Here is a 14,046-nt window from a genome sequence, read left to right on the forward strand (position 1 = left end):
GTATGTTTAATTTTGATAGTACATTAGGTTATGAGCCACCATTGGACGTTCATAATTTAACGGATGAACAAACAGCCATCTCAATCGAGAACCTTAATCTGTTCTATGGTCAAACTCAGGCGCTGCATGATATTTCGATGCGAATTCCCAAAGGGCGAGTCACCGCTTTTATCGGTCCTTCAGGGTGTGGAAAGTCGACGTTATTACGTTGCATCAATCGCATGAACGACTTAGTGGAAGGGTGTCGAGTCACAGGCAAAGTGCGTCTCCATGGCAAGAATGTTTATCATCCTAATGTCGATGTTGCGACACTTCGACGCCGAGTGGGGATGGTGTTTCAAAGACCCAATCCATTTCCTAAGTCTATTTATGAAAATGTAGTTTATGGCTTACGCTTACAAGGTGTAAAAAACAGCCGCAGTTTAGATGACGCAGTGGAGCGATCCTTGCGCTCGGCGGCGTTGTGGGATGAGGTAAAAGACCGCTTGCATGAGAACGCATTTGGTTTATCTGGTGGTCAGCAACAGCGCTTGGTCATTGCGCGTGCGGTGGCGATTGAGCCGGAAGTCCTGTTATTGGACGAGCCAACATCAGCGTTGGATCCAATCTCAACTTTAACTATTGAAGAGCTTATCAATGAGCTGAAGACTCAATATACTGTCGTTATCGTTACCCATAACATGCAACAAGCGGCGAGAGTGAGCGATCATACTGCATTCATTCATATGGGTAAGTTAATTGAATACTCTGACGCGGACTCGATCTTCACTTCGCCAATGAAGAAACAGACCGAAGATTACATTACGGGTCGCTACGGTTAAGTCGCGACTCTATACGGAATAAGGAACATCATGCACTTTGGACGTCATATTTCAGGACAATTTAACGTAGAGCTAGAATCGATTCGTACTCATGTATTAACCATGGGAGGCTTGGTAGAGCAGCAGCTTTCGTATGCTATTCAAGCCTTGCATAAAGAAGACATCGAACTGGCGCGTAAGGTTGTGCGTGACGATCATAAAGTGAATGCGATGGAAGTCTCGATCGATGACGCCTGTACACGCATTATTGCTAAGCGTCAGCCAACGGCAAAAGACTTGCGCTTAATCATGGCTATCATCAAAACGATCACGGATTTAGAACGCATCGGTGATGTGGCGACACGCATTGCTTACGTTGCCATTGAAAGCCCATCATCAAAAGAACGACAATTCCAAGTGTCGTTAGAGCCTCTCTGCCGTCAGGCAATTAATATGCTGCATCAGGTTTTAGACGCGTTTGCCCGTATGGATGTAGAAGCGGCAGCAGAGGTGCACAAACAAGATGACAAACTAGACGCCGAGTATGAAGCGGTGATTCGTCAGTTGATGACTTACATGATGGAAGATCCAAAAAATATCCCTAATATTCTGCAAGTGATGTGGTCGGCACGCGCGATTGAACGCGTGGGTGACCGCTGCCAGAACATCTGTGAATACATTATTTACTTCGTGAAAGGGAAAGATGTACGCCATCTAGGTGATCAAAGTATTGATGACGTACTGAAGTAACTGACTTCAATAAATAGACCAGCTTTTAGGCTGGTCTATTTATTAGAGAGAAGGAAAGCACGTCAATATTTATCAGGAACGAAGGTCTGATCATCAATGGGCGCTCTGACGTAACCTTCTTTATTGAGTTCAGGTAATTCGATGGGTGAGTACTCAAGTGCTTTGTAATCAATCTGGCTTAGTAAATGACTGATACAGTTCAAGCGCGCTTTCTTTTTGTCATCAGAAGGGACGACCCACCAAGGGCAGCTTTTCGTGTCTGTATAGGCAAACATCTTATCTTTTGCTTCCGAATACTCCGCCCAGCGATGACGTGACTCCAAATCCATGGGGCTGAATTTCCAACGTTTGATCGGCGTATTAATTCGACCTAGAAAACGTTTTTCCTGCTCTTCGTCTGAAACCGAAAACCAATACTTAATCAGAATAATCCCAGAGCGTTGCAACATTCTCTCGAATTCAGGGCAAGAGCGTAAAAACTCCTCGTATTCGTCTGGAGTACAGAACCCCATGACTTTTTCGACACCTGCTCGGTTATACCAACTTCGGTCAAATAAAACGATTTCACCAGCAGATGGTAAATGAGCGACGTAACGTTGGAAGTACCATTGCGTTTTTTCTTTTTCTGTCGGTGCAGGCAGAGCTACTACGCGACAAACACGCGGGTTTAGCTTTTCTGTAATTCGCTTTATCACTCCGCCTTTGCCCGCAGCATCACGGCCTTCAAACAGAACCACCACTTTTAACCCTTTGTGTTTGACCCACTCTTGAAGTTTTACGAGCTCAACTTGAAGGTTTTTGAGCTCCTTTTCGTATTCCTTTTTCTTCAATTTAGACATACACCTTTCCTCACTCCTTGATAAACAATATGTTAGCACTCAAAAGCTATGCGCGTGAGGTTACGGTCGTCTATTTGAGAGCTGCTACGACATCGGTAATGGCTTGTGTACTTGTGATGGGGATTAAAAAATCATCGACATCGGATGCGCCCATTTTGCTTTGTTCAGCAACAAAGGTCATTTGGCTAGGGCGTGTGGTTTTGCCTGACAGATGGATTTCAGGAACTTGAGTGTCTTCTACTAACGCACGTACGTTACTCGCATTAACGCCAGCACCCGCCATGATTGCTATGCGTCCTTGGGCTTGCTTAACCAAAGCTCTAAGCACATCGATCCCTTGCGGTGCTGAAGGCGCAAGACCGGAGGTTAAAATACGTTCACAACCTAAGCTGATCACTTCTTCCAAAGCTTTTTCAGCGTCACGACACTGGTCAAAGGAACGATGGAAGGTCACGCCTAAGCCAAGCGCTTGAGCAAATTCACACAGCGCAGCCGCGTAAGGCATATGAATATCACCGTCTTGAGTGAGCACGCCGAACACGACACCGCTCAAGCCTGATTGGTGAGCTGCTTCAATATCCCAACGCATCATTTCGATCTCTTCTTCATTGTAGAAGAAGTCACCTTGGCGTGGGCGGATCATGGCATAAACTGGAACACTAGAAAGCTTAGCCGCTTGCTGCATAAAGCCATAACTGGGTGTTAGTCCGCCTAAAGCCAAAGAGGAGCAAAGTTCAATCCGAGTGGCGCCGCCAGCAATGGCGTAGTGCAGAGATTCAATATTATCAATACAGACTTCTAGGTGAGTAACCACGTTCATTTATCCTGCTAACGTTACAAATAAGTGTTGTGGCTAAGATATTAACAGGGCCAGTAAGCAGAATCTGTATGGAGGGGATGATAAATAGAGGTAAAGTTTACGCTAAAGCGTTACCTCATTTTGGCGGTTTATCTGAAGGAAAAAGAAAGCCCAGAGCAGAGGCTCTGGGCTTTGATAGGACTTTACTTAGACTGATTGGCGTTTGCGGTTTTCCGCATTAGCTTATTGCTTTATATACATCCAACCATCACACCCGTTGAGCTAGGGTGAAGGTCTATTATTTTTTGCCTAGGTCAGCTGCGTGCTCAGATAGGAACGCTGCAACACCTTTTGGAGATGCGTCCATACCTGCTTTACCTTCTTCCCATTGTGCAGGACATACTTCGCCGTGCTTCTGGTGGAAGTTAAGAGCGTCAACCATGCGTAGCATTTCGTCGATGTTACGGCCTAGTGGTAGGTCGTTAACTACTTGGTGACGTACAACGCCTTCTTCGTCGATTAGGAAAGAACCACGGAAAGCAACGCCTGCTTCTGGGTGCTCAACGTCGTAAGCTTTACAGATTTCGTGCTTAACGTCAGCAACTAGTGGGTACTTAACTTGACCGATACCGCCATCTTCGATAGCAGTGTTACGCCATGCGTTGTGAGAGAACTGAGAATCGATAGAAACACCGATTACTTCAACACCTTTAGCTTGGAAGTCAGCTAGACGGTTGTCGAATGCGATTAGCTCAGATGGGCAAACGAAAGTGAAATCTAGTGGGTAGAAGAATACTACTGCTTTCTTACCTTTAGTGAACTCTGCAAAGTTGAAGTTTTCAACGATTTCACCGTTACCTAGAACAGCTGCTGCAGTAAAATCAGGGGCTTGACGACCTACTAGTACCATTTTTTTGCTCCTAAAAAGTATGGTTAGCTCCAAACCGAATTCAGTTGTGTCGGTTTGGTTCGTGTTTGTACGAGACAAACTATAGTACAGATTGTAGTATTGAAAAAAGCGAAATAAATAGATTGAGTTAATCGAAAAAAACGATAATAACAAAACTCTTAACTCGATCACTGGAACGGCGGTAGATACAAATACAATTATGAATAAATGGCCCAGTTTGAAGCAGTTACACTATTTAGTCACACTGCATGAAACAAGACATTTTAGTGACGCTGCAGAGCGTTGTTTTGTCAGTCAGTCGACTTTAAGTAAGGGTATTCAAAACTTAGAGGAGTTGATTGGCTGTCCATTATATGAAAAGAAAGACAAGAAAAGTCCACTGGTTTTTACCCAAACAGGAGAAATGGTAGTAAAGCAGGGGCGAGAGCTGTTAGCAAAAGGGCAAGATTTGGTCGAGCTTGGACGTATGTGCCAAGGCGACGATATGCAAGGCCAGCTAAAAGTAGGATGTATACCAACAATTGCTCCGTTTTTACTGTGTGATTTGGTACAAGAGGTGAACTACCGTTTTCCACAACTGAATCTTTTATTAAGAGAAGACACGACGACAAACTTACTTCAAGCGCTCAGACATGGTGAGCTGGATGTGCTTATTTTAGCGTTACCAGTCGAAATTGATGGGATGGAAAGCCGAGTAGTGGGTAAGGATCCGTTTCGAATGGTTATAAGCGCTAATCAAGCCCAATCGGTCCCTGTGCCGATTCGTTACGCGGATTTACCTGACGAATCCGTCTTTCTACTAGAGAAAGAACATTGCTTAACGGAACATGCGGTATCAGCGTGTAAATTAACAGACAAAGAAAAAATCAATCCGTTTACGGCAACCAGCCTCCATACACTGGTGCAAATGGTTGCGAATGGTTTGGGAACAACGTTCATTCCTCAAATGGCTATCGACCATGGCTTGCTGCATAACCAGAATTTAGTCGTGATCGATCCTCCTGGTAAACAAGCTTATCGCGAAATCGGCTTAGTTTGGCGTCCGAGCTCGTCAAGAACGAAAACATTTAATCAACTTGCAGAAGTCGTTTCAGAGCTGCTTTAGCTATTAGTATTAGCCCTTACTTCTCCATTATTTATCTAAAAGCGCACTGGAAACAGTGCGCTTTCTAGTATTTTATTCTGTTGGTAAACTTTGACTTGTAAAATTTTACAGCTCTTCTTTGATGAAGCTTTCATAAAATAGTGAAATTTCACAATGTTAATTTTACACAAAGCCCTGCATACCTTGTTTGACCCCTGTTTAAATCCATCTCTTCAGCCCTTGTGAATACAAGGTGTTTGTTTACCAGTCTATATTCATACGCTTGTTTGAAATGATAAAACGACTTTAAATTTAATGTAATTTTATTACGTAATAACTTACAAAATAAGGCGCTTGATAGATGGTTTTTACCTTGCGGAATAAAACTTTGAATTTTCTGTTTTGTTTATATTGGGGGTTTCACTAAACTCTTTGTTGATATAGCTTATTTAAAGGCCGATACGACTTATGTCTAGATTGAAAATACACGTAGCATTACGCAATCTATCGGCATGGCTAGACGAGTTGAACACAAAGTTAAAGGATGTAATTTGTTGTTCATAACTTACAAATGTAGCTTTACGCTGACTGCCCAAGATTGATAAAGCACGTTAAGGATGAATAATTATGCTTGCTCAGACAGAACAAAAAACACAACAACTAAAGCAAACCCAAGGCATGCTTGAGGTGAATGGAGTCGTTGCTCCAGAACATCAAGCAATTTTCCCTGTTGAAGCCCAAACCTTTTTATCTCTACTATGTGAAAAATTTGCCGGACGTGTTGAACAGTTGCTGGAAGCAAGAGAAGAGAAGCAAGCACGTATTGATGCTGGTGAGCTACCAGATTTTCTACCAGAGACACAAGACATCCGTGAAGGAAGTTGGAAGATCCTAGGAATCCCACAAGATCTGCAAGATCGCCGTGTGGAGATTACCGGACCAACTGACCGCAAGATGGTGATTAACGCACTGAATGCGAATGTAAAAGTGTTCATGGCAGACTTCGAAGATTCAATGTCTCCAGCATGGAGTAAAGTGCTGGATGGTCAAATTAACTTGCGCGATGCTGTTAATGGCACCATCAGTTACACCAATCCTGGCAATGGCAAACATTATCAGCTGGAAGATGACCCAGCGGTGTTGATCTGCCGTGTTCGCGGCCTTCATTTAAAAGAAAAACACGTTACGTGGCACGGTCAGATCATTCCAGGTGCGCTATTCGATTTCGCTCTGTATTTCTATAACAACTACAAAGCGTTACTTCAAAAAGGCAGCGGCCCTTATTTCTACCTTCCAAAACTGCAATCGCATCACGAAGCGAAGTGGTGGAGCGAAGTGTTCCATTTCACGGAAGACTATTTCGGTTTGGATACAGGCACCATCAAAGCGACTGTGCTGATTGAAACCTTACCAGCGGTATTCGAAATGGACGAGATTCTGTTCTCGCTTAAAGAACACATCGTTGGTTTGAACTGTGGTCGCTGGGATTACATCTTTAGCTATATCAAAACATTGAAAAAACACTCAGACCGAGTACTGCCAGATCGCCAAGTGGTAACGATGGACAAGCCATTCTTAAACGCTTACTCGCGATTATTGGTACGTACTTGCCATAAACGAGGTGCTTTCGCGATGGGAGGAATGGCAGCATTTATCCCAGCTAAAGACCCGAAAGAGAATCAAAAAGTATTAGACAAGATCCAGACTGACAAATCGTTAGAAGCTAACAACGGCCACGACGGTACTTGGGTGGCTCATCCAGGTTTGGCTGACACTGCTATGGAAGTCTTTAGTGCTGTGCTGGGTGAACGCACCAACCAGTTGGATGTGAGCCGTGCAGAGGATGCGCCTATTACAGCAGCTGAACTGCTTGAGCCTTGTGAAGGCGAGCGCACTGAAGGCGGAATGCGCCACAATATTCGCGTTGCGCTGCAATACATCGAAGCTTGGATTTCTGGCAATGGTTGTGTGCCGATTTACGGACTGATGGAAGACGCAGCAACGGCAGAAATCTCACGCGCCTCTATCTGGCAATGGATTCAACACGGCAAGTCGCTAGACAACGGATTAAAGGTCACTAAAGAGCTGTTCGAGCTCTATCTCAAAGAGGAGATTGAAGTCGTGAAGCAAGAAATTGGCGAGCAGCGCTACCATGCGGGTCGATTTGAAGAAGCAGCAGACTTAATGGCAAGGCTCACGACGAGCGATGAACTGACCAACTTTTTGACAGTTCCTGGTTATGACTACCTGGATTAATAAAGAATAACTGTAACACCAATAACGTGAAGGATTTTCAAGGCAGATAGGGAAGTACTGCCTGAGAACGGAAACTCAACGCACACGCATAAAGTGCAAATTATAAAGAGGGATAGACCAATGACTAACTTAACTCGCCGCCAACAAATTGAAGCTCTGGAAAAAGACTGGGCAACTAATCCACGCTGGAAAAATGTGAAGCGTACTTACACTGCCGAGGAAGTGGTGGAACTGCGTGGCTCTATGGTGCCTGCAAACACAATTGCACAACGTGGTGCAGACAAACTTTGGTCACTGGTCAACGGTAGTGCGAAAAAAGGTTACGTAAACTGTCTTGGTGCGCTAACGGGTGGTCAAGCCGTTCAACAAGCTAAGGCAGGTATTGAAGCGATCTATCTGTCAGGCTGGCAGGTAGCGGCGGATAACAACACCGCTTCGACGATGTATCCAGACCAATCTCTTTACCCAGTAGATTCTGTACCGTCAGTAGTAAAGCGTATCAACAACTCATTCCGTCGTGCAGACCAAATTCAGTGGGCTGCTGGTAAGACGCCTGAAGATGAAGGTGGTATTGATTACTTCCTACCTATCGTAGCGGATGCTGAAGCGGGCTTTGGTGGTGTGCTTAACGCTTACGAACTAATGAAATCGATGATCGAAGCCGGTGCCGCGGGCGTTCACTTTGAAGACCAGTTAGCATCGGTGAAAAAGTGTGGTCATATGGGGGGTAAGGTATTAGTTCCTACGCAAGAAGCGGTACAAAAGCTCGTTGCAGCTCGTTTGGCTGCTGACGTAGCGGGTACAACAACATTAGTTATTGCTCGTACTGATGCGAATGCGGCGGATCTCATTACTTCAGATTGCGACCCATATGATAAAGACTTCATCGAAGGTGAGCGTACTCAAGAAGGTTTCTACCGCGTTCGCGCGGGTATCGACCAAGCTATCTCTCGCGGCCTGGCTTACGCACCATATGCAGACTTGATTTGGTGTGAAACGGCTACGCCATGTTTGGAAGAAGCACGTAAGTTTGCAGAAGCAATTCACGCTGAATACCCAGATCAATTGTTGGCGTACAACTGCTCGCCTTCATTCAACTGGGAGAAAAACCTAGATGCAGAAACCATTGCTAAGTTCCAACAAGAGCTTGCAGACATGGGCTACAAGTATCAATTCATCACGCTAGCAGGCATTCACAACATGTGGTTCAACATGTTTGAACTGGCGCACGCTTACGCTCAAGGTGAAGGTATGCGTCATTATGTTGAGAAAGTTCAGCGTCCTGAATTCCAAGCAGCTGAAAAAGGCTATACGTTTGTTGCGCACCAACAAGAAGTAGGTACAGGTTACTTCGATAGAATGACCAATACTATCCAAGGTGGTAACTCTTCAGTGACAGCATTGACAGGTTCGACCGAAGAAGACCAATTCTAATTGGCAGAGAAACACTTCCTTAATCAGCGTCAGTAATGGCATTTTGAGCGGCAACCCTGCCGCTCTTTTTTCGTTTAACCGGTGTAAAAACGAAACTTACAACAAAGAGAATACGCTTGCGTACTACTCTTCCTGCTCGATTTCTTCAGGTTCCACTTCTTCTTGTAGTTCCAATAAGTTAATCGCAATCGTCACGAAGTCACTATCAGTAATAATGCCGACCAATCGACCTTTGGTGACAACAGGTAGACAGCCAACTTTATGCTTTTGCATATAGATAGCGCTCTCTTTGAGCCCCGCGATAGGCTCTGCCGTCATGATATTGGTGTGCATCATTTCGTAGAGCGGTGTGTCTAAAGTAAAAGATTGTTCAGCCTCATCTGGGTGCAAGCTCGATTCTTGAGCAGCAAGAATGTCGCGTTGAGTCACCAAGCCTTGTAAGTGGTTATTGGCATCAACAACCGGAATGTGTCGAATATCAAGCGCATCCATCATGCTTTTTGCATCACGCAAGGTGTGCGTGCGCAGTAAGGTATGAGGATTACGAGTCATCATGTCTTCAACCTTGATCATAGAGACCTCCAGCGGCATTGTCCTTCTCTTAAATATAGAGAATATTTTTCTGTATATCTGGGAGCTAACTCGTTTTTCATCAATTAAATAGCACAATGCTGATGGGCTGCGTAATCTGTGTTTTATTGGTGTTTTTATTAATTTGAATAAGTCGGTTTGTGTGCGAGTCAGTTGGCATTTTTAGTTGATATTGAATGTGTCCCCAAGGTAATCCAATGAATTGAATCGCACATTTTTATTCGCTGGATTTTCCAAGATTCTTCTCTCGAAGAAGATACGTCCAGGCTTACCAAATTGAAGACAGCAACCTAGATGAAACGAACAACGTGTAACAAACTTATTGCGCTGGCAGTGGCGGCATTCAGTGTGCCATCAACACAGGCGATTGTGTTAGGAGATGAACAAACCGATCCTGTTGACCGCGTTACTTTGCGAGCAAGTAATATGGCAGAGTTTCCGCTGTGTGGTGGAACGATGCTGACAGAGCAATGGGTACTGACTGCGGCGCACTGTGTGGTGATGGGACAAGGAACCAATGAAGCAACCTACTATGTGACCCCGCCGGGTGAGCTGTCGGTGAATGCGAATGTGTATGAACTTAATTCTGCAGGGCTTGATAACTTCTATCCGGTGTCTCACGTTGTGGTTCATCCGGATTACACCCGGATTTCAAAAGCTGAGACCGACAGTAATGGCAACGTGAAACCTATCCAAACCGGTTTAGATTCAGACATCGCGTTGCTGTATCTCACGCGCCCAGTGGCAAACGCGAGCTTTGCTGACCTAGCGAGTAAAGTTGACATGGAGAGTATCGAAGCACGTTTGGCGGCGGATTGGAACGATAATTACCTGACCAATCAACGTGTCGAAAATGTGCAAGTGTTTGGATGGGGGGCTACTCAGCCGGATGCTTCTGAACCTTCTAATACGCTCAAAACCACCATTAGCACATTTTTACCCATCGACAAATGTTATGAGCGTTTAGAAATTGGCAGCAGTTTTCCGGGGATCATTGATTCAAGAGACAACCAAACCAAAATTTGTACGCTACCAACACAAAACCATGTATTGGAGCCAGATAGCCATACTCAATATGGCAACTCTGCATGTAAAGGTGACAGTGGTGGCCCGTTGGTCGATGTGGCGACCGGCAAACAAATTGGTATTGTTAGTGGCGGCCCCCTTATTCTACCAACGTGTGGCTCTTTGACGATCCCAAGTTTCTACACCAAGGTGAGCCACTATTACGACTGGGTACAGTCTTACATCACTGCCGATGCGCCACCAAGTCGTTACATCATTGCGCCGAATTTTATCAAAAGTGCTAACAATGAAAGTGGTGACAATAAAGAGTGTCACGATGGCATTGCGACCAATAACTGTGATTTCAAAGGCTCAGATGATGAAGGTGGCAGTCTAGGGTTTTGGTTATTGGGTTTATTCGTGCCGTTATTCTTGTGGCGAAAGCGTGAGGTTTGATAGGGCGATTGGAATGCCAAACTAATAAGCAGCGGTATACGCTGCTTTGCTTTTTTCATGTTTTCTCTTTTGGGCTCAAATTAAAAATAGTGCCAAGTAATCGAGGCTTTTCACGTTTTATTACACTCTTCACCATGGCTTTTACTGCTATATTCTGGTGATTTGCTTGCTATTGCAGCATGTAAACATATACTAGTCTGCTGCGAAAAACTCGTCGCAATTTTATCGTCGCCTAGACGTGATTTGACCAATAGATAAGACAAGTAACATGCAAGTATCAGATTTCCATTTCGACCTTCCAGATGAACTCATCGCTCGCTACCCTCAACCAGAGCGTACCGCTAGCCGACTGCTGCAAATGGACGGCAATACCGGAGAGCTCATTGATGGCACATTTATTGATGTATTGGGCCAAGTTCAACCCGGTGACTTAGTGGTGTTTAATAATACTCGTGTTATTCCTGCTCGTCTTTTTGGCCGCAAGGAGTCGGGCGGTAAATTAGAAGTGCTAGTGGAGCGCATGTTGGATGAGAAAAGCATCCTCGCGCACGTTCGTTGCTCTAAATCACCAAAACCAGGTACAACCATTATTGTTGGCGAGAATGATGAATATTCAGCAGAAATGGTTGCACGCCATGATGCTTTATTTGAACTGAAATTTAGTTCTGATAAGACGGTACTAGAAATTCTGGAAGAAATCGGCCATATGCCGCTTCCTCCTTACATCGACCGTCCAGACGAAGATGCAGATAAAGAGCGTTACCAAACGGTATATAATCAAAAGCCAGGTGCGGTTGCGGCACCGACGGCGGGCCTTCACTTTGATGATGTTCTCTTGGAGAAAATCAAAGCGAAAGGTGCAGAGTTTGCTTACGTTACTTTGCACGTTGGGGCGGGTACATTCCAGCCAGTAAAAGTGGAAAATATCAACGATCACCACATGCATGCCGAGTACGTAGAAGTACCACAAGAAGTCGTCGAAGCAATTAAAGCGGCGAAAGCGCGTGGCGGACGAATTATTGCTGTTGGTACAACATCTGTGCGTTCACTTGAAAGTGCAGCGCAAGACGCATTGCAAAAAGGGACTGAGCTGGCCCCATTCTTTGGCGATACAGAAATCTTTATTTTCCCTGGTTACGAATATCAGTTGGTGGATTGCTTGATCACAAACTTCCACTTGCCTGAATCAACACTGATCATGTTGGTGAGTGCATTTGCTGGATACGAGAACACCATGAATGCTTACAAACATGCGGTGGAAAACAAATACCGTTTCTTCTCGTATGGCGATTCAATGTTCATCAAGAAGAAAACGGCGTAGTTAAAAATAGATTTACGAGTGCTAGCAGTAAGCTAGGAAATAAAGCATCCATTGCTTTGTCTCTCGCAAGGAAAAGCGACCGCTCCTTAAAGTAGGGTAGAGCCCTAAACACTCAGTCAGACTGTTTCTCTGACACCCGGAGGCATCGTGAAATTAAAATTCGATCTTAAGAAGAAAAACGGCAATGCACGTCGTGGTCAACTGACTTTCGAACGCGGCACTGTTCAAACTCCTGCGTTCATGCCAGTAGGTACTTACGGTACCGTTAAAGGTATGACACCAGAAGAAGTAAAAGGTACTGGTGCAGAAATTCTGCTAGGTAATACGTTCCACCTGTGGCTACGTCCTGGTCAAGAAGTGATGAAAATGCACGGTGACCTGCACGATTTTATGAACTGGCACGGTCCTATTCTTACTGATTCAGGCGGCTTCCAAGTATTCAGCCTTGGTAAGATGCGTACGATCACTGAAGAGGGTGTTCACTTTCGTAACCCAGTAAACGGTGACAAGATTTTCATGGACGCAGAAAAGTCGATGGAAATTCAAAAAGACCTGGGCTCTGACATCGTTATGATTTTTGACGAGTGTACGCCTTACCCAGCGACACACGATGAAGCGAAGAAATCGATGGAAATGTCATTACGCTGGGCACAGCGTTCACGTGACCACTTCGAGAAGCTAGAAAACCCGAACAACCTATTTGGTATTGTCCAAGGTGGTGTTTACGAAGATTTACGTGATGTGTCGGTAAAAGGTCTAACGGAAATCGGTTTTGACGGTTACGCGGTTGGTGGTTTGGCAGTAGGTGAGCCTAAAGAAGACATGCACCGTATTCTTGAGCATACTTGTCCTCAACTTCCTGAAGACAAACCTCGCTACTTGATGGGCGTAGGTAAGCCAGAAGACTTGGTTGAAGGTGTTCGTCGTGGTATCGACATGTTTGACTGTGTAATGCCAACGCGTAACGCACGTAATGGTCACTTATTTGTGACTGGTGGTGTGATCAAGATCCGTAATGCGAAACATAAAACGGATACAACACCATTGGATCCGCATTGTGACTGTTACACTTGTCAAAACTACAGCAAGTCGTACCTTCACCATTTAGAGCGTTGTAATGAAATCTTAGGCGCTCGCTTGAATACAATCCATAACCTGCGTTACTACCAGCGTCTGATGGAAAGCATTCGTAAAGCAATTGATGAAGATCGCTTCGATGAATTTGTTACTGAGTTCTATGAGCGTCGTGGCCGTGAAGTGCCACCACTAGCAAAAGAGCAGTAATTGAAAAACTAAAAGAATTAAAGCCTTTGGCATGTCGCCAGAGGCTTTTGCTAATAAAGTAGGCTAACGCACGTTATTTTTGAGAGAGCGATCTCTATTAGTTACTCTCAGACTTGAATCTAAAATGCGAAAGCCCAATTTGTTTGATTATCAATAAAATATAATGAGGATGTTTTAATGTTTATTTCTCAGGCTCACGCAGCAGCAGAAGGCGCGCCAGCAGGCGGTGGTTTTGAAATGCTAATCATGCTTGGCATGTTCGCAGTGATCTTTTACTTCATGATTTACCGCCCACAAGCGAAACGCGTAAAAGAACACAAAAACCTAATGGCTTCTATGGGCAAAGGCGACGAAGTTTTAACTAGCGGTGGCCTAGTGGGTAAAATCACTAAGATTGCTGAAGACAATGACTACATTTCAATTGAGCTTAACGCGAACAATGAAGTAGTAATCAAGAAAGACTTCATCACTGCAGTGCTACCAAAAGGTACGCTTAAGTCTCTATAAAACAGCTAAA

At 44.6% G+C, this 14,046-nt stretch carries 13 protein-coding genes; 9 read left to right on the forward strand and 4 right to left on the reverse strand.

Going from position 1 to position 14,046, the window contains the following annotated elements; genetic code table 11:
• Positions 1-2: 2 nt before the first annotated feature.
• Positions 3-821 carry a phosphate ABC transporter ATP-binding protein PstB gene (gene pstB / locus H9L11_RS09710; protein WP_005381745.1) on the forward strand — a complete coding sequence of 273 codons (819 nt, stop codon included), beginning with the start codon at positions 3-5 and terminating at the stop codon, positions 819-821.
• A gap of 30 nt (positions 822-851) precedes the next feature.
• Positions 852-1,550 (forward strand): phosphate signaling complex protein PhoU, encoded by a 699-nt coding sequence (gene phoU / locus H9L11_RS09715; protein WP_005381744.1) that lies wholly within the window; start codon positions 852-854, stop codon positions 1,548-1,550.
• A gap of 62 nt (positions 1,551-1,612) precedes the next feature.
• Here the strand turns inward: phoU and ppk2 are convergent, their stop codons facing one another.
• The 3 genes from ppk2 to H9L11_RS09730 form a co-directional block, all read right to left on the reverse strand.
• The gene (ppk2, locus tag H9L11_RS09720) at positions 1,613-2,389 is read right to left on the reverse strand and encodes a polyphosphate kinase 2 (RefSeq protein ID WP_047102160.1); all 777 of its coding nucleotides are present in this window, start codon (positions 2,387-2,389) and stop codon (positions 1,613-1,615) included.
• Between the two features lie 70 nt (positions 2,390-2,459).
• A complete protein-coding gene (locus tag H9L11_RS09725; RefSeq protein ID WP_064376914.1) occupies positions 2,460-3,209 on the reverse strand; it encodes a copper homeostasis protein CutC in 750 nt (249 codons plus the stop codon).
• A gap of 277 nt (positions 3,210-3,486) precedes the next feature.
• Positions 3,487-4,098, reverse strand: coding sequence for a peroxiredoxin C (locus tag H9L11_RS09730; protein WP_005381738.1), 612 nt, complete (start codon positions 4,096-4,098; stop codon positions 3,487-3,489).
• Positions 4,099-4,297: 199 nt separating this feature from the next.
• On the opposite strand from H9L11_RS09730, the gene H9L11_RS09735 reads away from it, so the two are divergent.
• From H9L11_RS09735 to aceA, 3 genes are all read left to right on the forward strand, one after another.
• On the forward strand, positions 4,298-5,203 hold the full coding sequence (locus H9L11_RS09735) for a hydrogen peroxide-inducible genes activator (RefSeq protein WP_005383681.1): 906 nt from the start codon (positions 4,298-4,300) through the stop codon (positions 5,201-5,203).
• A gap of 606 nt (positions 5,204-5,809) precedes the next feature.
• Positions 5,810-7,438: a malate synthase A gene (gene aceB / locus H9L11_RS09740; protein WP_017820561.1), complete on the forward strand. Its 1,629-nt coding sequence runs from the start codon at positions 5,810-5,812 to the stop codon at positions 7,436-7,438.
• 120 nt (positions 7,439-7,558) lie between these two features.
• On the forward strand, positions 7,559-8,872 hold the full coding sequence (aceA, locus tag H9L11_RS09745) for an isocitrate lyase (protein ID WP_005381733.1): 1,314 nt from the start codon (positions 7,559-7,561) through the stop codon (positions 8,870-8,872).
• A gap of 123 nt (positions 8,873-8,995) precedes the next feature.
• Here aceA and H9L11_RS09750 read toward each other — a convergent pair whose 3' ends face one another.
• Positions 8,996-9,445, reverse strand: a complete 450-nt coding sequence (locus H9L11_RS09750; RefSeq protein ID WP_017820562.1) for a CBS domain-containing protein — start codon at positions 9,443-9,445, stop codon at positions 8,996-8,998.
• A 312-nt stretch (positions 9,446-9,757) separates the two neighbouring features.
• On the opposite strand from H9L11_RS09750, the gene H9L11_RS09755 reads away from it, so the two are divergent.
• From H9L11_RS09755 to yajC, 4 genes are all read left to right on the forward strand, one after another.
• On the forward strand, positions 9,758-10,924 hold the full coding sequence (locus H9L11_RS09755; protein ID WP_042521159.1) for a trypsin-like serine protease: 1,167 nt from the start codon (positions 9,758-9,760) through the stop codon (positions 10,922-10,924).
• A 268-nt stretch (positions 10,925-11,192) separates the two neighbouring features.
• Positions 11,193-12,245 (forward strand): tRNA preQ1(34) S-adenosylmethionine ribosyltransferase-isomerase QueA, encoded by a 1,053-nt coding sequence (gene queA, locus H9L11_RS09760; RefSeq protein WP_047102150.1) that lies wholly within the window; start codon positions 11,193-11,195, stop codon positions 12,243-12,245.
• Between the two features lie 147 nt (positions 12,246-12,392).
• Positions 12,393-13,529, forward strand: a complete 1,137-nt coding sequence (gene tgt, locus H9L11_RS09765) for a tRNA guanosine(34) transglycosylase Tgt (RefSeq protein ID WP_005381727.1) — start codon at positions 12,393-12,395, stop codon at positions 13,527-13,529.
• Positions 13,530-13,706: 177 nt separating this feature from the next.
• Positions 13,707-14,036 (forward strand): preprotein translocase subunit YajC, encoded by a 330-nt coding sequence (gene yajC, locus H9L11_RS09770; protein WP_005381725.1) that lies wholly within the window; start codon positions 13,707-13,709, stop codon positions 14,034-14,036.
• Positions 14,037-14,046 lie beyond the last annotated feature (10 nt).

It is taken from the genome of Vibrio sp. sp1 (genome assembly GCF_016920955.1).
Lineage (GTDB): Bacteria > Pseudomonadota > Gammaproteobacteria > Enterobacterales > Vibrionaceae > Vibrio > Vibrio alginolyticus.

Excerpts from the sequence above, each read along its gene's own strand:
- aceB (WP_017820561.1), top strand. The coding sequence starts at position 5,810 with ATGCTTGCTCAGACAGAACAAAAAACACAACAACTAAAGCAAACCCAA.
- ppk2 (WP_047102160.1), bottom strand. The coding sequence starts at position 2,389 with ATGTCTAAATTGAAGAAAAAGGAATACGAAAAGGAGCTCAAAAACCTT.
- phoU (WP_005381744.1), top strand. The coding sequence starts at position 852 with ATGCACTTTGGACGTCATATTTCAGGACAATTTAACGTAGAGCTAGAA.
- H9L11_RS09750 (WP_017820562.1), bottom strand. The coding sequence starts at position 9,445 with ATGATCAAGGTTGAAGACATGATGACTCGTAATCCTCATACCTTACTG.
- H9L11_RS09735 (WP_005383681.1), top strand. The coding sequence starts at position 4,298 with ATGAATAAATGGCCCAGTTTGAAGCAGTTACACTATTTAGTCACACTG.
- yajC (WP_005381725.1), top strand. The coding sequence starts at position 13,707 with ATGTTTATTTCTCAGGCTCACGCAGCAGCAGAAGGCGCGCCAGCAGGC.
- queA (WP_047102150.1), top strand. The coding sequence starts at position 11,193 with ATGCAAGTATCAGATTTCCATTTCGACCTTCCAGATGAACTCATCGCT.
- pstB (WP_005381745.1), top strand. The coding sequence starts at position 3 with ATGTTTAATTTTGATAGTACATTAGGTTATGAGCCACCATTGGACGTT.
- aceA (WP_005381733.1), top strand. The coding sequence starts at position 7,559 with ATGACTAACTTAACTCGCCGCCAACAAATTGAAGCTCTGGAAAAAGAC.
- H9L11_RS09755 (WP_042521159.1), top strand. The coding sequence starts at position 9,758 with ATGAAACGAACAACGTGTAACAAACTTATTGCGCTGGCAGTGGCGGCA.
- H9L11_RS09730 (WP_005381738.1), bottom strand. The coding sequence starts at position 4,098 with ATGGTACTAGTAGGTCGTCAAGCCCCTGATTTTACTGCAGCAGCTGTT.
- H9L11_RS09725 (WP_064376914.1), bottom strand. The coding sequence starts at position 3,209 with ATGAACGTGGTTACTCACCTAGAAGTCTGTATTGATAATATTGAATCT.